The organism is Pseudomonas sp. S3E17 (assembly GCF_024168685.1).
In the GTDB taxonomy this organism is placed as follows: domain Bacteria; phylum Pseudomonadota; class Gammaproteobacteria; order Pseudomonadales; family Pseudomonadaceae; genus Aquipseudomonas; species Aquipseudomonas marginalis.
In genome coordinates this window covers 4057379-4080478 of sequence record NZ_JALJWE010000001.1, presented here as the reverse complement: position 1 = coordinate 4080478, position 23100 = coordinate 4057379, and the positions used below count along the sequence as shown (strand labels likewise).

The following is a 23100-nucleotide window of genomic DNA, read 5'->3' as shown; positions in this document are numbered from 1 at the left end:
TAAGAGGAAGCCCTTGTGATCCGTGTACTGGTAGCCGAAGACCACACCATCGTTCGTGAAGGCATCAAGCAATTGATCGGCCTGGCCAAGGACCTGCTGGTGGTGGGGGAGGCGAGTAATGGCGAGCAGTTGCTCGAGACCTTGCGCCATGTGCCTTGCGAGGTGGTGTTGCTGGACATCTCGATGCCTGGCGTCAATGGCCTGGAAGCAATCGCGCGCATTCGGGCGCTGAGCAATCCGCCGGCGATCCTGGTGCTGTCGATGCACGATGAGGCGCAAATGGCCGCCCGCGCCTTGAAGGTGGGCGCGGCGGGCTACGCCACCAAGGACAGCGATCCCGCGCTGCTGCTGATGGCGATTCGCAAGGTCGCGGCCGGCGGGCGCTACATCGACCCGGACCTGGCGGATCGCATGGTCTTCGAGGTCGGGCTGACGGATTCAAGGCCCTTGCATTCGCTGCTGTCTGAGCGGGAGTTCTCAGTGTTCGAGCGCCTGGCCCAGGGCGCCAACGTCAATGACATCGCCCAGCAACTGGCGTTGAGCAGCAAGACCATCAGCACCCACAAGGCGCGGCTGATGCAAAAGCTCAATATCACCTCCCTGGCCGAGCTGGTGAAGTACGCCATGGAGCACAAGCTCCTCTAACCACATACCCAATAACGACACCCCCAAAACACCGCCGAACCCATTCTTGCCGCGTGCAGCTCGCCTCTTGCAGCTGCCCTGTCCCATCCCCGCCATCCGTGTAGGGCGATCCCTACCCCAAACCTTCCATCCGGCTGATGCCATTCTCTCCTGGCCCCCGATTTCCGGGGTCTCGCGCCTGGACTACGCTTGTGCCACAGCAGTCCAAAATACAAAGGTGCGGGTATGAGCGAGGTGGATTCAAATGATGTGCTGGTCAGCTTTCGTGGCGTGCAGAAGAGCTACGACGGCGAGAACCTGATCGTCAAAGACCTCAACCTGGAGATTCGCAAGGGCGAGTTCCTCACCCTGCTCGGGCCTTCCGGTTCGGGCAAGACCACCAGCCTGATGATGCTGGCCGGCTTCGAAACGCCGACCGCCGGTGAAATCCAGCTGGCCGGACGCTCGATCAACAACGTGCCGCCGCACAAGCGCGACATCGGCATGGTGTTCCAGAACTACGCGCTGTTCCCGCACATGACGGTTGCGGAGAACCTCGCGTTCCCGCTGTCGGTGCGGGGCTTGAGCAAGACCGATATCAGCGAGCGGGTCAAACGCGTGCTGAGCATGGTCCAGCTCGATGCCTTCGCCCAGCGCTACCCGGCGCAACTGTCCGGCGGCCAGCAACAGCGTGTGGCCTTGGCCCGGGCGCTGGTGTTCGAGCCGCAACTGGTGCTGATGGACGAACCCCTCGGTGCCCTCGACAAGCAACTGCGCGAACACATGCAGATGGAGATCAAGCACCTGCACCAGCGACTCGGCGTGACCGTGGTGTACGTGACCCATGACCAGGGCGAAGCCTTGACCATGTCCGACCGCGTGGCGGTGTTCCACCAGGGCGAGATCCAGCAGATCGCCGCGCCACGTACCTTGTATGAGGAGCCGAAGAACACCTTCGTCGCCAACTTCATCGGTGAAAACAACCGCCTCAATGGCCGCCTGCACAGCCACACCGGCGAGCGCTGCGTGGTGGAGCTGGCGCGCGGCGAGAAGGTCGAGGCGCTGGCGGTGAACGTCGGCCAGGTCGGCGGCCCGGTGACCCTGTCGGTGCGCCCTGAGCGTGTCAGCCTCAATGGCTCCAGTGAAAGCTGCGTCAACCGTTTCTCCGGGCGGGTGGCGGAATTCATCTACCTGGGCGACCACGTGCGTGTGCGCCTGGAAGTCTGCGGCAAGGCCGATTTTTTTGTGAAACAACCGATCGCCGAGCTGGACCCGGCCCTGGCGGTCGGCGACGTGGTACCGATTGGCTGGCAAGTCGAGCACGTTCGCGCACTCGACCCACTTCTAGAGGCGAATTGATCGCCCCATGGCTTCACCAACCCTGCACGTGGAGAGAACAACAATGTTGAGATCCCTGAAATATTCCGTCCTGGCCCTGAGCTTGATGGGCGCGACACAGGCCATGGCTGGCCCGGACCTGACCGTCGTGTCCTTTGGCGGTGCAAACAAGGCTGCACAGGTCAAGGCTTTTTATGCACCGTGGGAAAGCGCGGGCAACGGCAAGATCGTCGCCGGCGAGTACAACGGTGAGATGGCCAAGGTCAAAGCCATGGTCGACACCAAGAGCGTGTCCTGGGACCTGGTGGAGGTGGAGTCGCCGGAACTGTCCCGTGGCTGTGACGAAGACATGTTCGAGCCGCTGGACCCGAAACTGTTTGGCAACAGCGCCGACTACGTGAAGGGCGCGATCCAGCCGTGCGGCGTGGGCTTCTTCGTATGGTCGACCGTTCTGGCCTACAACGCGGACAAACTGGCGTCTGCGCCAACCAGTTGGGCGGATTTCTGGGACACCAAGAAATTCCCGGGCAAGCGCGGCCTGCGCAAGGGCGCCAAGTACACCCTGGAATTCGCCTTGATGGCCGACGGTGTTGCACCGAAGGACGTGTACAAAGTGCTGGCCGGCAAAGATGGCCAGGACCGTGCGTTCAAGAAACTCGACGAACTCAAGCCCTCGATCCAATGGTGGGAAGCCGGCGCACAACCGCCGCAATACCTTGCCTCGGGTGACGTAGTGATGAGTTCGGCCTACAACGGCCGCATCGCCGCGGTGCAAAAAGAAAGCAACCTGAAAGTGGTGTGGAACGGCGGCATCTACGACTTCGACGCGTGGGCCATCCCTAAAGGCCTGTCCAAGGAACGTGCCGAAGCGGCGAAGAAATTCATCGCCTTCTCGGTGCAGCCGCAGCAGCAGAAGACCTACTCGGAAAACATCGCCTACGGCCCGGCCAACACCCAAGCCGTACCGTTGCTGGCCAAGGACATCCTCAAGGATATGCCGACTACGCCGGAAAACATCGCCAACCAGGTGCAGATCGACGTGAGCTTCTGGGCGGATAACGGCGAGCAGCTGGAGCAGCGCTTCAACTCCTGGGCTGCCAAGTAACACTGCATATCCCTGTGGGAGGGGCTTGCCCCCTCCCACAAGGGATTTCTTGTGTGTGAAAGATTGCATTCATTTTCAAGATTCGGAGTCAGCCATGGCCATCGCCGTTCCCTCGAACGAGGTCAACAGCCCCACCCTCAAGCAGCGCCTGGCGCGTGCCGAGCGGCTCAATCGCTGGAAGGCCCAGGCCTTGATTGCGCCGCTGGTGCTGTTTTTGCTGCTGGTGTTCCTGGTGCCGATTGTTGCGCTGCTGTTTAAAAGCGTCGGCAACCCGGAAGTGGTAGGCGGCTTGCCGCGTACCGTGGTGGCGGTGACGGCCTGGGACGGTCGTGGTCTGCCGGGTGAGCCGGTGTACCAGGCCCTCAGTGAAGACCTGGGCGAGGCGCGCAAAAACCAGACCCTGGGCGATCTGTCCAAACGCTTGAACATGGAACTGGCCGGCTATCGCAGCCTGCTGACCAAAACCGCGCGGGCGCTGCCGTTTACCGAAGCGCCTGGCTCTTATAAAGAAGCGCTGGAAAACCTCGACGAACGCTGGGGCGACCCGGCGTACTGGCAAGCGATCCGGCGCAATACCAGCAGCCTGACACCGTTCTACCTGCTGGCGGCCGTCGATCACCGCATCGACGACCTCGGCGAAGTGGCGCCGGCCACCCCGGACCAGGCGATCTACCTGGACATCTTCGCCCGCACCTTCTGGATGGGCCTGGTGATCACCGCCATCTGCCTGCTGCTGGCTTATCCGCTGGCGTATTTGCTGGCCAACCTGCCGGCGCGCAAAAGCAACCTGCTGATGATTCTGGTGTTGCTGCCGTTCTGGACCTCGATCCTGGTGCGGGTGGCGGCGTGGATCGTGCTGCTGCAATCCGGCGGGCTGATCAACAGTGCGCTGATGGGCATGGGCCTGATCGACAAACCCCTGGAGCTGGTGTTCAACCGTACCGGGGTCTACATCTCCATGGTGCATATCCTGCTGCCGTTCATGATTTTGCCGATCTACAGCGTGATGAAAGGCATTTCGCCCACCTACATGCGTGCGGCGATCTCCCTGGGCTGTCACCCGTTCGCCAGTTTCTGGCGCGTGTACTTCCCACAGACGTATGCCGGTGTCGGCGCCGGCTGCCTGCTGGTGTTCATCCTGGCGATTGGTTACTACATCACCCCGGCACTGCTGGGCAGCCCGAACGACCAGATGGTCAGCTACTTCGTGGCCTTCTACACCAACACCAGCATCAACTGGGGCATGGCGACGGCGTTGGGCGGCTTGCTGCTGCTGGCGACCGTGGTGCTGTACCTGATCTATAACCGGCTGGTGGGCGCCAGCCGCCTGCGCCTGAGCTGAGGAGACCTTGCGATGTTGAGCCCTTATATGTCACCGGTGGAACGGGTGTGGTTCTACAGCTTGCGGATCCTCTGCGGCTTGATCCTGTTGTTCCTGATCTTGCCTGTGCTGGTGATCATCCCGCTGTCGTTCAACAGCGGCAGTTTCCTGGTGTACCCGTTGCAAGGCTTCTCGCTGCACTGGTACCAGGATTTCTTCGCCTCGGCGGAATGGATGCGTGCGTTGAAGAACAGCATCATCGTCGCCCCGGCCGCCACGGTATTGGCCATGGTGTTCGGCACACTGGCGGCGATCGGCCTGACCCGTGGGAATTTCCCCGGCAAGGCGTTGGTGATGGCCCTGGTGATTTCGCCGATGGTGGTGCCGGTGGTGATTATCGGTGTGGCCAGCTACCTGTTTTTTGCGCCACTGGGCCTGGGCAACAGTTTCTTCTCGCTGATCGTGGTGCATGCGGTGCTTGGGGTGCCGTTTGTGATCATCACCGTGTCGGCGACCTTGCAGGGTTTCAACCATAACCTGGTACGGGCCGCGGCCAGCCTGGGTGCCTCGCCCTTGACGGCGTTTCGCCGGGTAACCTTGCCGTTGATTGCACCGGGGGTGATCTCCGGCGCGCTGTTTGCCTTCGCGACGTCGTTCGATGAGGTGGTGGTGACGCTGTTTCTCGCCGGCCCCGAGCAAGCGACCCTGCCGCGCCAGATGTTCAGCGGCATCCGCGAAAACCTCAGCCCGACGATTGCGGCGGCAGCGACCTTGCTGATCGCCTTCTCGGTGTTGCTGTTGCTGACCCTGGAGTGGCTGCGTGGGCGTAGCGAGAAACTGCGCACGGCCCAGGTCTAAAGACCAGTACAGCCCCCCTCCCACAGGGGGGCTTTGACCATTCAGCGCCTGAATGGAAGACAACCCGATCCAGTCAGCTACTCTTGTGCCAGCCCATCACCGATAAGAGGCCGCGCACATGAGTACTTCCTCATTCAAGATCGCCCACAAACTGCTGACCGGCGCTGGCGCCATTGAGCAACTTGCCGCCGAGCTGACGCGCCTGGATGTGGATAACCCGTTGATTGTCACCGATGCGGCGCTGGTCAAGTCCGGCACGGTGGCGCTGGCACTCGAACACCTGGGTGAGCGCCCTTACGAGATTTTCGACCGCGTGCTGCCCGACCCGGAAATCTCCATCGTCGAAGACTGCATGCAGGCCTATCGAGACGGCGGCCACGACGGCCTGATCGGCCTGGGGGGCGGCAGTGCCATCGATATTGCCAAAAGCGTTGCCGCCTATGCCGGTTACCACGGCGCCCTGGCGGACTTATTTGGCGTCGACCAGGTGCCGCGCAAGGGCCCGCCGCTGATCGCCATCCCGACCACGGCCGGCACCGGCTCGGAAGTGACCAATGTGGCGATCCTCTCCGACAAGGTCGCGCAGTTGAAGAAAGGCATCGTCAGCGACTACCTGCTGCCGGACGTCGCGCTGATCAGCCCGCAAATGACCCTGACCTGCCCGCGCAGTGTCACCGCCGCCAGTGGCGTGGATGCGCTGGTGCATGCCATTGAGTCCTACCTTTCCCTGAACGCCTCGCCGATCACGGATGCCCTGGCCATTGGAGCGATCAAGCTGATCGCCAAGGCGCTGCCCAAGGCCTACGCCAACCCGGCCAACCTGCAGGCCCGCGACGATATGGCCACCGCCAGCCTGATGGCCGGCATGGCCTTCGGCAATGCCGGGGTGGGCGCCGTACATGCGTTGGCCTACCCGTTGGGTGGGCGGTTCAATATCGCCCATGGCGTCAGCAATGCGTTGTTGCTGCCCTACGTGATGCACTGGAACAAACTGGCCTGTGTCGAGCGCATGCAGGACATTGCCCAGGCCATGGGCGTGAATGTCAGCGGCCTGAGTGTCAACGATGCCGCCGACCAGGCGGTCGAGGCGATGACGCGATTGTGTGCCGCCGTGGAGATTCCTTCCGGCCTGCGCAGTTTCGGGGTTCCCGAGGACGCCATCCCGGCCATGGCCACGGAAGCGGCGGGTATCGAGCGCCTGATGCGTAACAACCCGCGCAAGCTCAGCGCGGCCGATATCGAGAAAATCTATCGGGCGGCGTACTAGCCGTTGAGTTAGGTCACGGTGCGCAGGGCAAAGCATGAGGTATACAATGCGCGCCATCGTGATTTAGCTCAAAAAAGGTGCGTCATGCAGCCCTTCGTTATTGCTCCATCGATTCTCTCCGCCGATTTCGCCCGCCTGGGTGAAGAAGTGGACAAGGTGTTGGCCGCCGGTGCCGACTTCGTGCACTTCGATGTCATGGACAACCACTACGTGCCCAACCTGACCATCGGTCCGATGGTCTGCGCGGCGCTGCGCAAGTACGGCATCACCGCGCCGATTGATGCGCACCTGATGGTCAGCCCGGTGGATCGCATCATCGGTGACTTCGTTGACGCCGGCGCGACCTATATCACCTTCCACCCGGAAGCCTCGCTGCACGTCGACCGCACCTTGCAACTGATCCGCGAGGGCGGTTGCAAGGCCGGCCTGGTGTTCAACCCGGCCACCCCGCTGGACGTGCTCAAGTACGTGATGGACAAGGTCGACATGGTGCTGCTGATGAGCGTCAACCCGGGCTTCGGCGGGCAGAAGTTCATCCCCGGTACCCTCGACAAGCTGCGTGAAGCCCGTGCGCTGATCGATGCGTCGGGCCGTGACATCCGCCTGGAAATCGACGGTGGGGTCAACGTCAACAATATCCGTGAAATCGCGGCTGCCGGCGCCGACACCTTCGTGGCCGGCTCGGCGATCTTCAACGCCCCGGACTATCAGGAAGTCATCGCCAGGATGCGCGCCGAATTGGCGCTGGCGCGTCCATGAGCGGCTTTGAGCAGCTGTTCCCCGGCAAACTGCCACGGCTGGTGATGTTCGATCTGGACGGTACCTTGATCGACTCGGTGCCAGACCTGGCGGCGGCGGTGGACGAGATGCTGCTCAAGCTGGGACGCAAGCCGGCGGGGCTTGCGTCGGTACGCGAATGGGTCGGCAATGGCGCGCCGATGCTGGTGCGCCGGGCCCTGGCCAATCACATCGATGCCGACGGTGTCGATGAGGTTGAGGCCGAGCACGCCCTGGAGCTGTTCAACGCAGCCTATGAGCGCAGCCACGAACTGACCGTGGTCTACCCCGGCGTACGCGACACCCTCAAATGGCTGAGCAAGCAGGGCGTGGAAATGGCCCTGATCACCAACAAGCCGGAGCGCTTTGTCGCGCCGCTGTTGGACCAGATGAAAATCGGCCGTTATTTCCGCTGGATCATTGGTGGCGATACCTTGCCGCAGAAGAAACCCGACCCGGCAGCACTGTTTTTCGTGATGAAAATGGCCAATATTCCGGCGTCCCAGTCGCTGTTTGTCGGCGATTCACGCAGTGACGTGCTGGCGGCGAAAGCGGCTGGCGTGCAGTGCGTGGCCCTGAGTTACGGCTACAACCATGGCCGTCCGATCGCCGAAGAGTCGCCGTCGCTGGTGATTGATGACCTGCGACTGCTAATCCCCGGTTGCTTGGGAGCTGGCGCTGAGATAACGTTGCCCGACATCGATCCGTCCCCTTCTGGAAATTCCATCGTGGTGGTCACTCGCAAACTCTGGATGAAAGTCATCAAGGCCCTGGCCCGCTGGCGTTGGCGCGCCTGACTGATCCTGGCCGCACCCTGCGGCACGTTTGCATACCTGACTGTTAGACCCTCACGCCACGAGGCACCTCATGATCCGCGAAGAATTCCTGCGTTTGGCCGCTGCCGGCTATAACCGTATCCCCCTGGCCTGCGAAACCCTGGCCGACTTCGACACGCCGCTGTCGATCTACCTGAAGCTGGCCGACCAGCCCAACTCCTACCTGCTGGAATCGGTACAGGGCGGCGAGAAATGGGGCCGTTACTCGATCATCGGCCTGCCATGCCGCACTGTGTTGCGGGTGCACGACCATCATGTGAGCATCACCCATGATGGCGTCGAGATCGAAAGTCATGACGTCGAAGACCCGCTGGCCTTCGTCGAAGCCTTCAAGGCGCGCTACAACGTGCCGACCATCCCTGGCCTGCCGCGCTTCAACGGCGGCCTGGTGGGGTACTTCGGCTATGACTGCGTGCGCTATGTGGAAAAACGCCTGGGCAAATGCCCGAACCCGGACCCCCTGGGCGTGCCGGACATTCTGCTGATGGTCTCCGATGCGGTGGTGGTGTTCGACAACCTCGCCGGCAAGATGCATGCGATCGTGCTCGCCGACCCGTCCCAGGCCGACGCCTTCGAGCAGGGCCTGGCCAGCCTCGAAGCGCTGCTGGAAAAGCTGCGCCAGCCGATCACCCCGCGTCGTGGCCTGGACCTCAGTCGTCCGCCGGCGGCTGATCCGGTGTTCCGCTCCAGCTTTACCCAGGATGACTACGAGCGTGCGGTCGACACCATCAAGGAATACATCCTCGCCGGTGACTGCATGCAGGTGGTGCCGTCGCAACGCATGTCCATCGATTTCAAGGCTGCGCCCATTGACCTGTACCGGGCGCTGCGCTGCTTCAACCCGACGCCGTACATGTACTTCTTCAACTTTGGCGACTTCCACGTAGTGGGCAGCTCGCCGGAAGTGCTGGTGCGTGTCGAGGACAACCTGATCACCGTGCGCCCGATTGCCGGCACACGCCCGCGTGGCGCGACCGAAGAAGCGGATCTGGCGCTCGAAGAAGACCTGCTCAGCGACGACAAGGAAATCGCCGAACACCTGATGCTGATCGACCTGGGCCGCAATGACACCGGGCGTGTCTCGGAAATCGGCTCGGTGAAGTTGACCGAGAAGATGGTCATTGAGCGCTATTCCAATGTGATGCACATCGTGTCCAACGTCACCGGCGAGTTAAAAGCCGGGCTGACCGCAATGGACGCCTTGCGGGCGATTCTGCCGGCGGGCACTTTGTCGGGGGCGCCGAAGATCCGTGCGATGGAAATCATCGACGAACTGGAGCCGGTCAAACGCGGTGTCTATGGCGGCGCCGTGGGGTATTTCGCCTGGAACGGCAACATGGACACCGCCATTGCGATTCGCACGGCGGTGATCAAGGACGGGGAGCTGCACGTGCAGGCCGGTGGCGGGATTGTCGCCGACTCGGTGCCGGCCCTCGAATGGGAAGAAACCCTGAACAAGCGCCGCGCGATGTTCCGCGCCGTAGCGCTGGCTGAACAGACCCCTAATTCTTGAGGTTTCCCCCATGTTGCTGATGATTGATAACTACGACTCCTTTACCTACAACGTTGTGCAGTACCTGGGGGAGCTGGGCGCCGAGGTCAAGGTGGTTCGCAACGACGAACTGACCGTGGCCGAAATCGCCGCCCTGAACCCGGAGCGCATCGTTGTTTCGCCGGGCCCCTGCACGCCGACCGAGGCGGGTGTCTCTCTCGAGGCCATCAAGTACTTCGCCGGCAAGCTGCCGATCCTGGGCGTCTGCCTGGGCCATCAATCCATCGGCCAGGCCTTTGGCGGTGATGTGGTGCGCGCGCGCCAGGTGATGCACGGCAAGACCAGCCCGGTATTCCATAAAGACCTGGGCGTATTCCAGGCACTCAACAACCCGGTGACCGTGACTCGCTACCACTCGCTGGTGGTCAAGCGCGAAACCCTGCCGGAATGCCTGGAGCTGACCGCCTGGACCCAACTGGAAGATGGCACCGTCGACGAGATCATGGGCCTGCGTCACAAGACACTGAATATCGAAGGGGTGCAGTTTCACCCTGAATCGATCCTGACCGAGCAGGGTTACGAGCTGTTCGCCAACTTTCTCAAGCAGAGCGGCGGCACGCGCTAAGGACTTTCCATGGATATCAAGACAGCCCTGAGCCGTATCGTCGGCCATCTGGACCTGAGCACCGCTGAAATGAGCGATGTGATGCGCGAAATCATGACCGGTCAATGCACCGACGCGCAGATTGGCGCCTTCATGATGGCGATGCGCATGAAGAGTGAAAGCATCGACGAGATCGTCGGTGCCGTATCGGTGATGCGTGAGCTGGCGGACAAGGTCGAGCTCAAGACCCTCGACGGCGTGGTCGACGTGGTCGGCACCGGCGGTGACGGTGCGAACATCTTCAACGTCTCGACGGCCTCTTCCTTTGTGGTGGCGGCGGCGGGCTGCACCGTGGCCAAGCACGGTAACCGCGCGGTGTCCGGCAAGAGCGGCAGTGCCGACCTGCTGGAAGCGGCCGGGATCTACCTGAACCTCACGCCGATACAAGTGGCGCGCTGCATCGACAACGTCGGCATCGGCTTTATGTTTGCCCAGTCCCATCATGGTGCAATGAAGCACGCTGCCGGCCCGCGCAAGGACCTTGGCCTGCGTACCCTGTTCAACATGCTCGGCCCGCTTACGAATCCGGCCGGTGTGAAGCACCAGGTGGTGGGCGTGTTCAGCCAGGCGCTGTGCCGGCCATTGGCTGAAGTACTCCAACGCATGGGTAGCAAGCATGTGCTGGTGGTGCATTCCAAAGACGGCCTGGACGAGTTCAGCCTGGCGGCGCCAACGTTTGTGGCGGAGCTGAAGAATGACCAGATCACCGAATACTGGGTCGAACCTGAAGACTTGGGCATGAAGAGCCAGAGCCTGCACGGCCTGGCGGTGGAAAGCCCGGCGGCGTCCCTGGAGCTGATTCGCGATGCCCTGGGGCGTCGTAAGACCGAGAACGGTCAAAAAGCTGCGGAAATGATTGTTCTGAATGCTGGCGCGGCACTTTACGCAGCCGATCATGCCTATAGTCTTAAGGAAGGTGTCGAATTGGCCCACGATGCGCTGCACACCGGTCTGGCTCGTGAAAAGCTCGAAGAGCTGGGAGCATTCACCGCTGTATTCAAGATGGAGAATGAAGGATGAGTGTGCCGACCGTTCTGGAAAAAATCCTGGCCCGCAAGGCTGAAGAAGTCGCCGAACGCCGTGCCCGTGTGAGCCTGGCCGAGTTGGAAGCCCAAGCGAAAGCCGCGGACGCACCGCGTGGATTTGCCAAGGCACTGATTGCCCAGGCCAAGCTCAAGCAGCCGGCCGTGATCGCCGAGATCAAGAAAGCATCGCCGAGCAAAGGCGTGATTCGCGAAAACTTTGTACCGGCGGAAATCGCGGTCAGCTACGAGAAGGGTGGGGCGACTTGCCTGTCGGTACTCACTGACATCGATTTTTTCCAGGGTTCCGACCTGTTCCTGCAGCAGGCCCGCGCGGCCTGCAAGTTGCCGGTGATCCGCAAGGATTTCATGGTCGATCCGTACCAGATCGTCGAAGCCCGTGCCTTGGGCGCCGACTGTGTGTTGTTGATCGTCTCCGCATTGGATGACGTGAAGATGGCCGAGCTGGCGGCCGTGGCCAAAAGCGTTGGCCTGGATGTGTTGGTGGAAGTGCACGACGGCGATGAGCTGGAGCGCGCGCTGAAAACCCTCGACACCCCGCTGGTGGGGGTCAACAACCGTAACCTGCACACCTTCGAAGTCAGCCTGGAAAACACCCTCGACCTGCTGCCGCGTATTCCGCGCGACCGCCTGGTGATTACCGAGAGTGGCATCGTCAACCGTGCCGATGTGGAGCTGATGGAAATCAGTGATGTTTATTCGTTCCTGGTGGGTGAGACCTTCATGCGTGCCGAGAACCCGGGGGCGGAACTGCAGCGTCTGTTCTTCCCGGAGCGTGGCGTGGCGGTCAGTGGTTCCACTCTCGATTGATTTGAAATGCGATCAACGTGTGAGAGGGGGCTTGCCCCCGATGGCGGCGATTCAGTTGGAGCATCCTTGACTGACACACCGCTATCGGGGGCAAGCCCCCTCCCACATTTGGGTTTGTGTTTATTCAGATAGGTAGGTGCCCATTGATCCAGCCAGCGTCGATGCGTGTTGAAGCAGGCCTTGCCGCCGAGCAAGCCTTGTTGGCCGCCGTTTGCGCGGGTGAGCAGGCGTTTGGGTTGTTGTTCTGGCAGCCCAGCGATCAGGCACTGGTGATGCCACGCCGCTTGAGCCGATTGCCTGCTTTCGATGTCGCCAGCCGCGTGTCTGCGGATGCCGGTTGGCCGGTGCTCTTGCGCGAAACGGGCGGCGAACCGGTGCCGCAGTCCAGCGCCACGGTCAATATCGCCTTGGTCTACGCTCCGCCGCGCAGTGAGGGTGATCAAGGTCGCATCGAAACCGGCTACCAGCGTCTATGCCAGCCAATCTGCGATTTACTTATCGAGTTGGGCGGCGATGCCTCCGTCGGGGAAATCGACGGTGCATTCTGCGACGGTCGTTACAACGTCAACCTCAACGGGCGCAAAATGGTCGGTACTGCCCAGCGCTGGCGGCAAAGCGGGGGCCGCCCGGTGGGGTTGGTGCACGGTGCGTTGTTGCTGGATAACGATCGTGAAGAACTGATCGCGGCGGTCAACCGCTTCAACCAAGCCTGCGGCCTGGAGCAACGGGTTCGCGCCGACAGCCATATTGCCCTGCACGAAGCCTTCCCCGCGCCGGACGCAATCAGCCGGCTGGACACCTTGTACCGTCAGATGCTGGCCAGCTTCCTGCCGGCTTAACGGGTACCGAACACCACCATCGTCTTGCCTTTGACGTGCACCAGGTTGCGCTCTTCAAGATCCTTGAGCACGCGGCCGACCATTTCCCGTGAACAACCGACAATGCGCCCGATTTCCTGGCGTGTGATCTTGATCTGCATGCCGTCGGGGTGAGTCATTGCATCGGGCTGCTTGCACAGCTCCAGCAGACAACGGGCCACACGACCGGTGACGTCGAAGAACGCCAGGTCGCCAACCTTGCGCGTAGTGTCTCGCAGGCGCTGGGCGATTTGACCGCTGAGGGCGTAGAGAATGTCGGGGTCCTGCTGGGCGAGTTCGCGAAACTTTGCGTAACTGATCTCGGCCACTTCGCACTCGACCTTGGTCCGCACCCAGGCGCTGCGCTCCTGCTCCTTGCCTGCTTGTTCAAACAGCCCCAGCTCGCCGAAAAAATCCCCGGTGTTCAGGTAGGCGATGATCATTTCGCGGCCGTCTTCATCCTCGATCAGGATGGTGACTGAGCCCTTGATAATGAAAAACAGTGTTTCGGAGCGCTCACCGGCGCAGATGATGTTGTGCTTGGCGGGGTGGCGCCGGCGCTGGCAGTGCATCAGCAACTTGTCGAGATTCTTGATCTTGGGTATGGGCGTAAGAGCAACCATGGTTGTATCCCGAAAGGCAGCGCGAGGTGGTTGGAGTTGTTGTACTCAGCGGTATCGGCATTGATACACGTTGTATAAGGGTGGCAATACGCCACTCCTTTGGCGCCAGCTTAACAGACACATTCTGACTCGATTAGCGAATTTTCCGAGTCAGCGCCGTTATTGATCGCTTTGATGGGAAGCGCGGTTGCGCCCGGGCCCTGTGCTAAGCTGGCGACCCTTTTTTAGCAGTGGAGTCTGGGCGATGAAGGCACGCATCCAATGGGCGGGCGAAGCCATGTTCCTCGGTGAGTCGGGCAGTGGCCATGTGGTGGTCATGGATGGCCCGCCGGAAGCCGGTGGCCGTAACCTGGGCGTACGCCCGATGGAAATGCTCCTGCTTGGTGTGGGCGGTTGCAGCAATTTCGACGTGGTCAGCATCCTGAAGAAGTCCCGCCAGGCCGTGGAAAGCTGTGAAGCCTTCCTGGAAGCCGAGCGCGCCACTGAAGATCCCAAGGTGTTTACCAAGATCCACATGCATTTCGTGGTGAAGGGCCGGGCGTTGAAAGAAGCCCAGGTCAAGCGCGCCATCGAGCTGTCGGCGGAGAAGTACTGCTCGGCGTCGATCATGCTCGGCGCGGCCGGTGTGGCCATCACCCATGGCTACGAGATCATCGAATTGGGTTGATCGCCAATAGGCAAAAGAAAAGGGCGCTTCGAGAGCGCCCTTTTTTGCAGCCGCAGGTTTAGTCAGATGCGGTAGGTGCTTTTGGTCATGACCTTGGCCAGCAGGCTCATGCCGAATCGCACTGGCGCCGGGAAGCGGAAACCGCCGGCATCCAATGCACTTTCGGCGTGGTGCTCCTCATCGATACGCATCTGCTCAAGAATCGCCCGGGACTTTTCGTCATCGGCCGGCAGTTGCTCCAGATGTTCATCCAGGTGCTTGCACACTTGATGTTCCGTCGCGGCGACAAAGCCGAGGCTGACCTTGTCGCTGATCAGGCCGGCAGCCGCGCCGATGCCGAATGACAAGCCGTAGAACAGCGGGTTGAGCACGCTGGGATGGCTCCCCAACTGGCGAATACGTTGCTCGCACCAGGCCAGGTGATCAATTTCTTCCTCGGCCGCATGCTCCATGGCTGCGCGCACCTGCGGCAGCTTGGCGGTCAGGGCCTGGCCCTGGTACAGCGCCTGGGCACAGACTTCACCGGTGTGGTTGATACGCATCAGGCCTGCGACATGGCGGGTCTCGGTCTCGCTCATCTGCGCGTCAGGCTGCACGATGGCGGGTGACGGGCGGTACGGTTGGCCGCTGAAGGGCAGCAGTGTGCGCATGGCCATGTCGGCTTGCAGCAACAGACGGTCAATGGGCGAGTAGTGACGTTGGGTAGTCATGCTGACCTCCGGGAAGAATCTCGGCGGCCAGTTTACCGCAAGAGAGAGGAACGCGTTTGCCCTGAGTCAAGGGCATGGAGTCGCAGCCTTGGGCTGCGACCCTTGTAGCGGGCTATTTCAGCCCGGCGGCCAGTTCATCTGGCGCTGACCCAGCACATGCATATGGATGTGGTAAACAGTCTGCCCGCCTTCTTCGTTGCAGTTCATCACTACCCGGAAACCTTTCTCGCAGCCTTGCTCCACCGCCAAGCGCTGGGCGGTGAACAGAATATGGCCGGCCAGGGCCTTATCTTCTTCGGTCAAGTCATTCAATGTACGGATAGGTTTCTTCGGGATAACCAGAAAATGTACCGGCGCCTGTGGGGCAATATCGTGAAAGGCGAGGACTTGATCATCTTCGTAGATAATCTTCGCGGGTATTTCTCTGTTGATGATCTTGGTGAACAGAGTATCCACAGCTGTTTCTCCATTATGAAAGTGCAAGGTGAGTGTACCCAGGCGATCAGCGCGGGCAATAGGCCTTGTTGATCGCACCGGCGATCTTGCGAGTCAGCCAGCGCGGGCTAACTCGCGGGCTGAAGGCCAGCCAGCGATTACGTCGTCCAGGAATAATGATGGCTTTGTTCTTTTCCAGTGCGCGCACGGTATAGAGCGCCACTTCTTCCGGGCTCATCAATTGCTCGCTGCGCTCGAGTCTGGCGGTGTCCATCTGCGCCGTACCGAAGAAGGCGGTGCGCGTAGGACCGGGGCAAAGCACCGAGACCTTGATGCCACAGGTCTTCAGTTCTTCGCGCAAGCCTTCGGAGAAATGCAGCACATAGGCCTTGCTGGCGTAGTAGCTGCTCATCCACGGGCCGGGTTGGAACGCGGCGACCGAGGCGACGTTGAGAATCTGCCCGCCACCGTGCAGCGCCATGGTATTGCCCAGGGCGTGACACATGCGGGTAAGGGCGAGAATGTTGACTTCGATGAGGTCTTGTTCGGTCATCCAGTCCTGGGCCAGGAATGGCCCGCTGGTGCCAATGCCGGCGCAGTTCACCAGCAAATCGATCTGCCGCTCGCCTTCTTCCAGCTCCAGCAGGAACCCGGACAAGCGCAATGGCTCGCCCAGGTCGCATGCCCGAAACAGCACCTCGACGCCGAAGCGTTGGGTCAATTCGATTGCAATGCTTTCCAACTGATCACGCTGGCGGGCCACCAGAATCAAGCTGCGGCCGCGACGGGCCAGGGCTTCGGCCAAAGCCAGGCCGATGCCGCTGGAGGCACCGGTGATCAGAGCGTAACGGGTCATGCCTTTCTCCATCGCAACGCGCCGCACCTGGGATGGAGGCATCGCAGGCGCGGCACGTTTCTTTACTGTTCTGGAGAGTCTACAGGTTCGGCTGCGTCGTCAGCACTTTGCGCGTCTTCTTCATCGACGATCACGCTTTGGTCGGCGTCTTCATCGGAGGTGATGGAGCTGCTCTCGTAGCTGCTGTCCACGTTGGTTTCGAGTTGATCCAGGTAGCCGTTCATGCCCAGCGACACCACGATGATGAGCATCAGCGGAATGAATGCCAGCCACAGCGAGGCCAGGACCTTCACCGCGGTGGAGTTGCGCGGTGGCGGTGCGCCGTACTGGTTGGCGCCGGTGTTACCTGGCATGACCAACAGCAGCAGCGGGAAAATACTGTTCACCAGCGGTACCAGGTTCAGCAGGTACAACCAGCCGGACCAGCCCAGGTCGTGCAGGCGCTGCACGCCGATCTGCACGCTCACGACCACAACCGCGACGAACAGCGCGAAGCCCAGCAGCGAGCCGAGGATAATGGCTATGGTCGGTGACGCGGTCGCGATGGCAAAGCCCACAGTACTGAGGATGCCGGCTGCGACGAGCATGGCGACGGTCAGTACCAGCGTCCATGCCAGGTACCGCAGACGACCAATACGGCCATTGATGGTGAAGACCTTGAGGGTGGCGTACTCCGGCAGGCTTTCACCTACGGCGGCACGCGGTGGTGCGTACGGCGAAGCCGCAGGACGGGAGAAGTCTGCAGCGCTGGAATCTGTTTCGTGGGTTTCGGCAAGGCTGAAGGCTACGGGCTGTTCGGCCTCGATACGTGCGTCCACCCCGGCGTTTTTCAGCGCGGTGAGGTAGGTTTCGGCGTCGGGGCGGGACAGGTCGCGTTTCAGTGCAACAACGCGGCCGGTGAAGAGTTTCTCGATGTCCTCGACCGTGCTCTTGAACAGTTCAGCCAGGTTCAGCTTGGCTGTGGTGCTTTCGACACCCGGGAGCAGGGCCCCATCAAACACAATCTTGAAACGGTTGTCGCTCATGCGGGCATCCTTGTCACTGAATCAGTGGGGTAGTGCAGGCCTGCTCGATCGGCAGGCCTTGCGGTTGGGTCAGCGTGGCCAGCGCAACTGTGTCGCCTGCTCGCGCGCCTTGCGGTATTCGGCATCCAGGCGGGCAACGAGTTCATCGACGCCGGGTAAATCATTAATCTCACCGACACCTTGGCCTGCAGACCATACGGTCTTCCAGGCCTTGGCTTCGTCGCTCAGCGGTTTGAGCTTGGAGCCGAAGTTTACTTCGCCTTTGCCCTGCAGGGCAGCGAGGTCGAAACCGGCATTTTCCAGGCTCTGGCGCATAAAGCTTGCGGGCACGCCGGAGACAGCGGGAGTGTGCACGATGTCGGCGGCGCGTGATGTGAGCAGCATCTCTTTATACGCATCCGGGGCGTGGCTTTCGGTGGTACCGATAAAGCGTGTGCCGAAATACGCCAGGTCTGCCCCCAGTAACTGGGCGGCGAGTATCTCATGGCCGTGGTTCAGGCAGCCGGCCAGCAGCAGGGTCTTGTCGAAGAATTGGCGAATTTCTGCGATCAGCGAAAACGGGCTCCAGGTACCGGCATGGCCACCGGCGCCTGCGGCCACAGCGATCAGGCCGTCGACACCGGCTTCAGCGGCTTTTTCGGCATGGCGCCGGGTAGTGACATCGTGAAACACCAGGCCGCCATAGCTGTGCACCGCATCTACCAGTTCTTTCACCGCACCCAGGCTGGTGATGACGATGGGGACCTTTTGCTCAACACAGATCGCCAGGTCAGCCTCAAGGCGAGGGTTGCTGTTGTGCACGATCAGGTTGACGGCGTAGGGCGCAGGATTGTCCAGCTGCGCCAGGCCCGCTTCGATTTCCTCCAGCCAGGCCTTGAAGCCACTGCTCTCGCGCTGGTTGAGCGCCGGGAAACTGCCGACCACGCCGTTGCGGCAGCAGGCCAGCACCAATTGCGGATTGGAAATCAGGAACATCGGCGCTACCACCACGGGCAGGTGCAGACGTTGTTCAAGCAGAGCGGGCAGCGACATTGGAGGTACCCCGAGTAATGACGTTAGAACGGTTTGACCACGACCAAAATTACGATAGCCAGCAATATCAGAACCGGGACTTCATTGAACCAGCGATAAAAGACATGGCTGCGGGTGTTTTCGCCACGGGCGAAACGTTTTACCTGCGCGCCGCACATATGGTGGTAGCCAATCAGGAACACTACCAGGGTCAACTTGGCATGGATCCAGGCGCCCGATTGAAAGATGCCGGGGTTAAGGGCTATCAGCCAGATACCGAACACCAGGCTGGCCAGCATCGCCGGGCCCATGATGCCGCGGTAGAGCTTGCGCTCCATGACGCTGAAGCGTTCCTTGCTGACAGTGTCCTCGCTTTGAGCGTGGTAGACGAACAGGCGCGGCAGGTAGAACAGCCCGGCAAACCAGCAGACGATGCTGACGATATGGAAGGCTTTGACCCATAGATAAAGCATTTTTAGTTATTCCCAGGTTCACGGTAGCGCAGATAGTAGTGGCTCATGCGCCCATACGTCACGTTGACGGTTGTCGCAGGACGATACGGCCCCTATTATCGACGGCTTTCCAGTGGGTTCGTTGAGGGCAGGTTTATGGTCAAGGTCGGTATCGTCGGCGGCACGGGTTACACCGGTGTCGAATTGCTGCGTCTGTTGGCTCAGCATCCGCAAGCTGAGGTAGTGGTCATTACCTCTCGATCCGAGGCCGGCCTGGCCGTGGCCGATATGTACCCGAACCTGCGAGGCCACTACGATGGCCTGGCGTTCAGCATTCCGGACATCAACACCCTTGGCGCCTGCGATGTGGTGTTCTTTGCCACTCCCCATGGCGTTGCCCATGCGTTGGCTGGCGAACTGCTGGCCGCTGGCACCAAGGTCATCGACCTGTCGGCGGACTTCCGCCTGCAAGACGCCGACGAATGGGCCAAGTGGTACGGCCAGCCTCACGGTGCACCGGAACTGTTGGAGGAGGCCGTGTACGGCCTGCCGGAAGTCAATCGTGAGCAGATCAAGCAGGCGCGCCTGATCGCCGTGCCGGGTTGCTATCCGACGGCGACGCAACTGGGCTTTCTGCCGTTGCTCGAGGCCGGGCTGGCGGATGCTTCGCGCCTGATCGCAGACTGTAAGTCGGGTGTCAGCGGCGCCGGTCGTGGAGCAGCGGTAGGTTCCCTGTACTCCGAGACTTCGGAAAGCATGAAGGCTTACGCAGTAAAAGGGCATCGCCATCTGCCGGAGATTCGTCAGGGGCTGCGGCGCGCTGCCGGCCAAGACGTAGGCCTGACCTTTGTGCCACACCTGACGCCGATGATTCGTGGCATTCATTCCACGTTGTACGCCACCGTGGTCGATCGTTCGGTAGACCTGCAGGCGTTGTTTGAAAAGCGTTATGCCAACGAGCCGTTCGTCGATGTAATGCCTGCTGGCAGCCATCCGGAAACCCGCAGCGTGCGAGGCGCCAACGTGTGCCGGATTGCAGTGCATCGTCCGCAGGATGGTGACCTGGTGGTGGTGTTGTCGGTGATCGATAACCTCGTCAAGGGTGCGTCGGGCCAGGCGGTGCAGAACATGAACATCCTGTTTGGCCTGGATGAAAAGCTGGGTCTGTCCCACGCCGGCATGCTGCCTTAAGACGATTGGCAGAGTGTGCAAAAGGCCCGTTGATCGGGCCTTTTGTGTTTCTAATGGCGGCGATGCAGATTGATATACCGTAACAATAGTTGACCGCTTTTCTAGGAGAAGCGGATAATGCCTGCCATTACGCATATGGCGGCGCTACGCCGGGAGATTATCAGCATGAGCGTTGAATCCTTCACCCCCACGGCTTTGCAATTTACCCACGGTGCTGCGCACAAGGTGAAGAGCCTGGTCGATGAAGAGGGTAATGATCGCTTGAAGCTGCGCGTATTCGTTACGGGCGGCGGTTGTTCAGGGTTTCAGTACGGTTTCACCTTCGATGAAGATGTGGCGGACGATGACACCATTGTTGAGCGCGAGGGCGTGAGCCTGGTCGTGGACCCGATGAGTTTCCAATACTTGGCAGGCGCCGAGGTGGATTACCAGGAGGGTCTGGAGGGTTCGCGTTTCGTGATCAAGAACCCTAACGCGACCACCACCTGTGGTTGCGGCTCTTCGTTCTCGATCTGATCGACAGCCTGATCTACAACGAATAAAAACGCCGCTTGGCTTTGATCGGCCAAGCGGCGTTTTGCTGTCTGCGATTCTGGCGAGGTGTTCGTCAGGCGGGGTAGATCGCGCCAAGTACCCTTAGCCCGCGTGCGCCGGTGACACTGGGTCGGTTGGCGGCAATGCCTTCCAGGCAGCAGTGAGCCAGCCAGGCGAAGGCCATGGCTTCGACCCAGTCCGGGTCTACGCCGTGGGTGGCGGTGCTGCTGACTTGAGTGGATGGCAACAACGCGGCCAGACGATTCATCATTGTGGTGTTATGGGCGCCGCCGCCACAAACGAGTAACGTTTCTGTCTCGGGCTGCGCGGTTTGCAGGGCCTCGACGATGGTCAGGACGGTCAGTTCCAGCAGGCTGGCCTGTACGTCCTGGGGTTCAAAGGCGGGCAGGCGGCCAAGATGCCGGTGCAGCCACTCGAGGTTGAACACTTCACGGCCGGTGCTTTTCGGGCCTTTGGTCAGGAAGAATGGATCGCTGAGTATGGCCGTGAGTAGTTGAGGCTCGACCTTGCCACTACCCGCCCACTGCCCATCACGGTCAAAGTGTTCGCCGCGCTGCTGTTGAATCCAGGCGTCCAGCAGCACATTGCCTGGGCCGCAGTCGAAGCCGGCTACGGGCTTGCCGGTTTCGATCAGGCTGAGATTGCTGAAGCCCCCAATATTCAATACTGCACGGTTGCCGGTGCTTTCGCCAAACAACGCCTCATGAAAGGCGGGCACCAGAGGCGCGCCCTGGCCGCCAGCGGCAACGTCGCGGCTGCGGAAGTCGCTGACTACGCTGATGCCCGTCAGCTCCGCAAGCAATGCCGGGTTGCCGATCTGCACGGTAAAGCCTCGGGCGGGTTCATGACGGATGGTCTGGCCATGGCTGCCGATCGCACGTATGTCTTGAGGCTTGAGGTTGTACTGATCGAGCAATGTGTGAATGCCGTGGGCGGCGAGTGTGACCCAATGCTGCTGGGCTATCGCTGAGCGGGCAATCTCATCCGGGCCGCTGGCGCACAGGCTTAACAGCTCTGCGCGCAGGGTGTCCGGCATCGGTGTGTAGTGGGTGGCGATCAGATTGACCGCCGAATCTTGTTCGATCAGAGCGATGTCCAGGCCATCGAGGCTGGTCCCGGACATTACACCTATATAGAACGGCATACCTTAACGCTTCGCCGAAGCAAGCAGGGTGGAGCGCTCCTGGTCCATGCGCGCCATCAACGGCTGGCTTTGTTGCATAAAGCGTGCGCGCTCGGCCTTGGCGATCGGGTCGGCCATCGGCAGCTTCTGTCCCAATGGGTCGACGTGCACACCATTGACCTGGAACTCATAGTGCAAGTGCGGGCCGGTGGACAGGCCAGTGGTGCCGATATAACCGATTACTTGGCCTTGCTTCACGTTGCCGCCGGTTTTCACACCCTTGGCGAAACCTTGCATATGGCCATACAGGGTGCGGTAGGTGTTGCCGTGCTGGATGATCACCGTGTTGCCGTAGCCACCGCGGCGCCCTGCGAGCAGAACTTTGCCATCGCCGGCCGCCTTGATAGGCGTACCGCGTGGTGCGGCATAGTCGACGCCTTTGTGGGCGCGGATTTTGTTCAGAATTGGATGCTTGCGACCCATGGAGAAACGCGAGCTAATACGAGCGAAATCCACCGGGGTGCGGATAAAGGCCTTGCGCATGCTGTTGCCGTCGGCGGTGTAGTAGCTGCTGTTGCCTTGCTTGTTGGTGTAACGCACGGCGGTGTAGGTCTTGCCACGGTTGGTGAAGCGTGCGGAGAGAATGTTGCCGGTGCCGACCACTTTGCCGTTGGCAACTTTCTGCTCGTAGATCACGTCGAATTCATCACCCTGGCGGATGTCCTGGGCGAAGTCGATGTCGTAGCCAAACACGCTGGCCATGTCCATGGTCATGCTATGGGACAAGCCGGCGCGTGCGGCAGATTGCGACAGTGAGCTGTTGATCACGCCGTGCACGTAGGCAGAGCGCATGACTGGCTTGGTGGTGATGCGGTTGAAGGCAAAGCCTTTGGCGCCCTTGGTCAGGGAGATGCTCTCGAGGTCACTGACGCTGGTGTGCAGGTTGTTCAGCTGACCGTCTGGTGTCAGTTCGAATTCCAGTTTCTGGCCGTGTTTGAGCTGGGTGAATTGCTTGGCTTGTTTATCGCTGGCCAGTACATCGTTAACGGTGGCTGCGGGAAGGCCTACCTTCTCGAACAAGGTCGAAAGCGTATCGCCTTTCGCCACGATCACTTCGCGGTGTTGAGGGTTCTTGGCAGCGTCTACTACGGGCTTTTTCTGTTCTTGAACGGCTTGCTGGGTATCTTCCGGCGTGTTTTCGATCTGGGCAAACGGCGATTCAGTGGGAGCATTTGTGGCTTGTTGGGCGTCGGAAGCGTCTTGATCTTGTGTCAGTTGTTCAACTGGACTCTCCAAGTCAAGGCTCAGAGATGTTCGTTTGGCTTCTACGTCACTGGAAGGGAATACCAGGAGTGCCAGGCTGAGAAGGGCGGCGATACCACTTGCTGCGAGCAGGTGGGTCTTCGGGTAAAGCGGCGGCGCTTTAGACGGTTCAGTGGTCATAGGTAATTTGACTTTGA

At 60.7% G+C, this 23100-nt stretch carries 25 protein-coding genes; 16 read left to right on the top strand and 9 right to left on the bottom strand.

Going from position 1 to position 23100, the window contains the following annotated elements; translation table 11 throughout:
* The first annotated feature begins 15 nt into the window (after positions 1-15).
* From J3D60_RS18385 to J3D60_RS18325, 13 genes are all read left to right on the top strand, one after another.
* Entirely contained in the window at positions 16-645 is a 630-nt protein-coding gene (locus J3D60_RS18385; RefSeq protein WP_027605903.1) for a response regulator transcription factor, read from the top strand.
* A 225-nt stretch (positions 646-870) separates the two neighbouring features.
* The gene (locus tag J3D60_RS18380) at positions 871-1983 is read left to right on the top strand and encodes an ABC transporter ATP-binding protein (protein WP_028618154.1); all 1113 of its coding nucleotides are present in this window, start codon (positions 871-873) and stop codon (positions 1981-1983) included.
* 43 nt (positions 1984-2026) lie between these two features.
* Entirely contained in the window at positions 2027-3067 is a 1041-nt protein-coding gene (locus J3D60_RS18375) for an ABC transporter substrate-binding protein (RefSeq protein WP_065925381.1), read from the top strand.
* Between the two features lie 94 nt (positions 3068-3161).
* Positions 3162-4409, top strand: a complete 1248-nt coding sequence (locus J3D60_RS18370) for an ABC transporter permease (RefSeq protein WP_027605900.1) — start codon at positions 3162-3164, stop codon at positions 4407-4409.
* A 12-nt stretch (positions 4410-4421) separates the two neighbouring features.
* Entirely contained in the window at positions 4422-5246 is an 825-nt protein-coding gene (locus J3D60_RS18365) for an ABC transporter permease (protein WP_017739612.1), read from the top strand.
* Positions 5247-5364: 118 nt separating this feature from the next.
* Entirely contained in the window at positions 5365-6513 is a 1149-nt protein-coding gene (locus J3D60_RS18360; protein WP_065925379.1) for an iron-containing alcohol dehydrogenase, read from the top strand.
* 84 nt (positions 6514-6597) lie between these two features.
* Positions 6598-7272 (top strand): ribulose-phosphate 3-epimerase, encoded by a 675-nt coding sequence (gene rpe, locus J3D60_RS18355; protein WP_065938240.1) that lies wholly within the window; start codon positions 6598-6600, stop codon positions 7270-7272.
* A complete protein-coding gene (locus tag J3D60_RS18350; protein WP_141607441.1) occupies positions 7269-8087 on the top strand; it encodes a phosphoglycolate phosphatase in 819 nt (272 codons plus the stop codon). The genes rpe and J3D60_RS18350 overlap by 4 nt, the downstream gene beginning before the upstream one ends.
* Positions 8088-8157: 70 nt before the next feature.
* Complete coding sequence (gene trpE / locus J3D60_RS18345) at positions 8158-9639, top strand: anthranilate synthase component I (protein WP_065938242.1); 1482 nt, start codon at positions 8158-8160, stop codon at positions 9637-9639.
* A gap of 10 nt (positions 9640-9649) precedes the next feature.
* Positions 9650-10243, top strand: a complete 594-nt coding sequence (locus J3D60_RS18340) for an aminodeoxychorismate/anthranilate synthase component II (RefSeq protein ID WP_065938243.1) — start codon at positions 9650-9652, stop codon at positions 10241-10243.
* Between the two features lie 9 nt (positions 10244-10252).
* Positions 10253-11302: an anthranilate phosphoribosyltransferase gene (trpD, locus tag J3D60_RS18335; protein ID WP_253492269.1), complete on the top strand. Its 1050-nt coding sequence runs from the start codon at positions 10253-10255 to the stop codon at positions 11300-11302.
* On the top strand, positions 11299-12135 hold the full coding sequence (gene trpC / locus J3D60_RS18330; RefSeq protein ID WP_131699139.1) for an indole-3-glycerol phosphate synthase TrpC: 837 nt from the start codon (positions 11299-11301) through the stop codon (positions 12133-12135). Before trpD ends, trpC begins: the two co-directional genes overlap by 4 nt.
* A 143-nt stretch (positions 12136-12278) precedes the next feature.
* The gene (locus tag J3D60_RS18325) at positions 12279-12974 is read left to right on the top strand and encodes a lipoate--protein ligase family protein (protein ID WP_253492267.1); all 696 of its coding nucleotides are present in this window, start codon (positions 12279-12281) and stop codon (positions 12972-12974) included.
* Here J3D60_RS18325 and crp read toward each other — a convergent pair.
* Entirely contained in the window at positions 12971-13615 is a 645-nt protein-coding gene (gene crp / locus J3D60_RS18320; RefSeq protein WP_027605892.1) for a cAMP-activated global transcriptional regulator CRP, read from the bottom strand. The two genes, J3D60_RS18325 and crp, sit on opposite strands and share 4 nt — an antisense overlap.
* A 244-nt stretch (positions 13616-13859) precedes the next feature.
* On the opposite strand from crp, the gene J3D60_RS18315 reads away from it, so the two are divergent.
* Positions 13860-14282, top strand: coding sequence for an OsmC family protein (locus J3D60_RS18315; RefSeq protein WP_253492265.1), 423 nt, complete (start codon positions 13860-13862; stop codon positions 14280-14282).
* A 62-nt stretch (positions 14283-14344) separates the two neighbouring features.
* On the opposite strand, the gene coq7 is transcribed toward J3D60_RS18315, so the two are convergent.
* The 6 genes from coq7 to hemJ form a co-directional block, all read right to left on the bottom strand.
* Positions 14345-14992 (bottom strand): 2-polyprenyl-3-methyl-6-methoxy-1,4-benzoquinone monooxygenase, encoded by a 648-nt coding sequence (gene coq7 / locus J3D60_RS18310; protein ID WP_027605891.1) that lies wholly within the window; start codon positions 14990-14992, stop codon positions 14345-14347.
* 117 nt (positions 14993-15109) lie between these two features.
* Positions 15110-15448, bottom strand: a complete 339-nt coding sequence (locus J3D60_RS18305) for a histidine triad nucleotide-binding protein (RefSeq protein WP_047277960.1) — start codon at positions 15446-15448, stop codon at positions 15110-15112.
* 46 nt (positions 15449-15494) lie between these two features.
* A complete protein-coding gene (locus J3D60_RS18300; RefSeq protein ID WP_253492263.1) occupies positions 15495-16283 on the bottom strand; it encodes an SDR family oxidoreductase in 789 nt (262 codons plus the stop codon).
* A gap of 62 nt (positions 16284-16345) precedes the next feature.
* A complete protein-coding gene (locus J3D60_RS18295; RefSeq protein ID WP_027605889.1) occupies positions 16346-17308 on the bottom strand; it encodes a DUF805 domain-containing protein in 963 nt (320 codons plus the stop codon).
* A gap of 69 nt (positions 17309-17377) precedes the next feature.
* A complete protein-coding gene (locus J3D60_RS18290) occupies positions 17378-18340 on the bottom strand; it encodes a nitronate monooxygenase family protein (RefSeq protein WP_253492261.1) in 963 nt (320 codons plus the stop codon).
* 23 nt (positions 18341-18363) lie between these two features.
* Positions 18364-18792 carry a protoporphyrinogen oxidase HemJ gene (gene hemJ / locus J3D60_RS18285; RefSeq protein ID WP_027605887.1) on the bottom strand — a complete coding sequence of 143 codons (429 nt, stop codon included), beginning with the start codon at positions 18790-18792 and terminating at the stop codon, positions 18364-18366.
* A gap of 135 nt (positions 18793-18927) precedes the next feature.
* On the opposite strand from hemJ, the gene argC reads away from it, so the two are divergent.
* Both argC and erpA read left to right on the top strand, forming a co-directional pair.
* On the top strand, positions 18928-19962 hold the full coding sequence (argC, locus tag J3D60_RS18280) for an N-acetyl-gamma-glutamyl-phosphate reductase (protein ID WP_253492259.1): 1035 nt from the start codon (positions 18928-18930) through the stop codon (positions 19960-19962).
* 165 nt (positions 19963-20127) lie between these two features.
* On the top strand, positions 20128-20478 hold the full coding sequence (gene erpA / locus J3D60_RS18275) for an iron-sulfur cluster insertion protein ErpA (protein ID WP_003176443.1): 351 nt from the start codon (positions 20128-20130) through the stop codon (positions 20476-20478).
* 91 nt (positions 20479-20569) lie between these two features.
* Here the strand turns inward: erpA and J3D60_RS18270 are convergent, their stop codons facing one another.
* A complete protein-coding gene (locus J3D60_RS18270; protein WP_253492257.1) occupies positions 20570-21661 on the bottom strand; it encodes an anhydro-N-acetylmuramic acid kinase in 1092 nt (363 codons plus the stop codon).
* A gap of 3 nt (positions 21662-21664) precedes the next feature.
* On the bottom strand, positions 21665-23083 hold the full coding sequence (locus J3D60_RS18265) for a peptidoglycan DD-metalloendopeptidase family protein (RefSeq protein WP_115485693.1): 1419 nt from the start codon (positions 23081-23083) through the stop codon (positions 21665-21667).
* Between the last annotated feature and the right edge of the window lie 17 nt (positions 23084-23100).

What these genes read in the sequence shown, in the direction of transcription:
- trpD (WP_253492269.1), top strand. Translation starts at nt 10,253, where the DNA reads ATGGATATCAAGACAGCCCTGAGCCGTATCGTCGGCCATCTGGACCTG.
- hemJ (WP_027605887.1), bottom strand. Translation starts at nt 18,792, where the DNA reads ATGCTTTATCTATGGGTCAAAGCCTTCCATATCGTCAGCATCGTCTGC.
- coq7 (WP_027605891.1), bottom strand. Translation starts at nt 14,992, where the DNA reads ATGACTACCCAACGTCACTACTCGCCCATTGACCGTCTGTTGCTGCAA.
- trpE (WP_065938242.1), top strand. Translation starts at nt 8,158, where the DNA reads ATGATCCGCGAAGAATTCCTGCGTTTGGCCGCTGCCGGCTATAACCGT.
- J3D60_RS18270 (WP_253492257.1), bottom strand. Translation starts at nt 21,661, where the DNA reads ATGCCGTTCTATATAGGTGTAATGTCCGGGACCAGCCTCGATGGCCTG.
- J3D60_RS18370 (WP_027605900.1), top strand. Translation starts at nt 3,162, where the DNA reads ATGGCCATCGCCGTTCCCTCGAACGAGGTCAACAGCCCCACCCTCAAG.
- J3D60_RS18365 (WP_017739612.1), top strand. Translation starts at nt 4,422, where the DNA reads ATGTTGAGCCCTTATATGTCACCGGTGGAACGGGTGTGGTTCTACAGC.
- J3D60_RS18380 (WP_028618154.1), top strand. Translation starts at nt 871, where the DNA reads ATGAGCGAGGTGGATTCAAATGATGTGCTGGTCAGCTTTCGTGGCGTG.
- J3D60_RS18315 (WP_253492265.1), top strand. Translation starts at nt 13,860, where the DNA reads ATGAAGGCACGCATCCAATGGGCGGGCGAAGCCATGTTCCTCGGTGAG.
- J3D60_RS18300 (WP_253492263.1), bottom strand. Translation starts at nt 16,283, where the DNA reads ATGACCCGTTACGCTCTGATCACCGGTGCCTCCAGCGGCATCGGCCTG.
- J3D60_RS18290 (WP_253492261.1), bottom strand. Translation starts at nt 18,340, where the DNA reads ATGTCGCTGCCCGCTCTGCTTGAACAACGTCTGCACCTGCCCGTGGTG.
- argC (WP_253492259.1), top strand. Translation starts at nt 18,928, where the DNA reads ATGGTCAAGGTCGGTATCGTCGGCGGCACGGGTTACACCGGTGTCGAA.
- J3D60_RS18350 (WP_141607441.1), top strand. Translation starts at nt 7,269, where the DNA reads ATGAGCGGCTTTGAGCAGCTGTTCCCCGGCAAACTGCCACGGCTGGTG.
- J3D60_RS18340 (WP_065938243.1), top strand. Translation starts at nt 9,650, where the DNA reads ATGTTGCTGATGATTGATAACTACGACTCCTTTACCTACAACGTTGTG.
- trpC (WP_131699139.1), top strand. Translation starts at nt 11,299, where the DNA reads ATGAGTGTGCCGACCGTTCTGGAAAAAATCCTGGCCCGCAAGGCTGAA.
- J3D60_RS18295 (WP_027605889.1), bottom strand. Translation starts at nt 17,308, where the DNA reads ATGAGCGACAACCGTTTCAAGATTGTGTTTGATGGGGCCCTGCTCCCG.
- J3D60_RS18375 (WP_065925381.1), top strand. Translation starts at nt 2,027, where the DNA reads ATGTTGAGATCCCTGAAATATTCCGTCCTGGCCCTGAGCTTGATGGGC.
- erpA (WP_003176443.1), top strand. Translation starts at nt 20,128, where the DNA reads ATGAGCGTTGAATCCTTCACCCCCACGGCTTTGCAATTTACCCACGGT.
- J3D60_RS18265 (WP_115485693.1), bottom strand. Translation starts at nt 23,083, where the DNA reads ATGACCACTGAACCGTCTAAAGCGCCGCCGCTTTACCCGAAGACCCAC.
- crp (WP_027605892.1), bottom strand. Translation starts at nt 13,615, where the DNA reads ATGGTTGCTCTTACGCCCATACCCAAGATCAAGAATCTCGACAAGTTG.
- J3D60_RS18360 (WP_065925379.1), top strand. Translation starts at nt 5,365, where the DNA reads ATGAGTACTTCCTCATTCAAGATCGCCCACAAACTGCTGACCGGCGCT.
- rpe (WP_065938240.1), top strand. Translation starts at nt 6,598, where the DNA reads ATGCAGCCCTTCGTTATTGCTCCATCGATTCTCTCCGCCGATTTCGCC.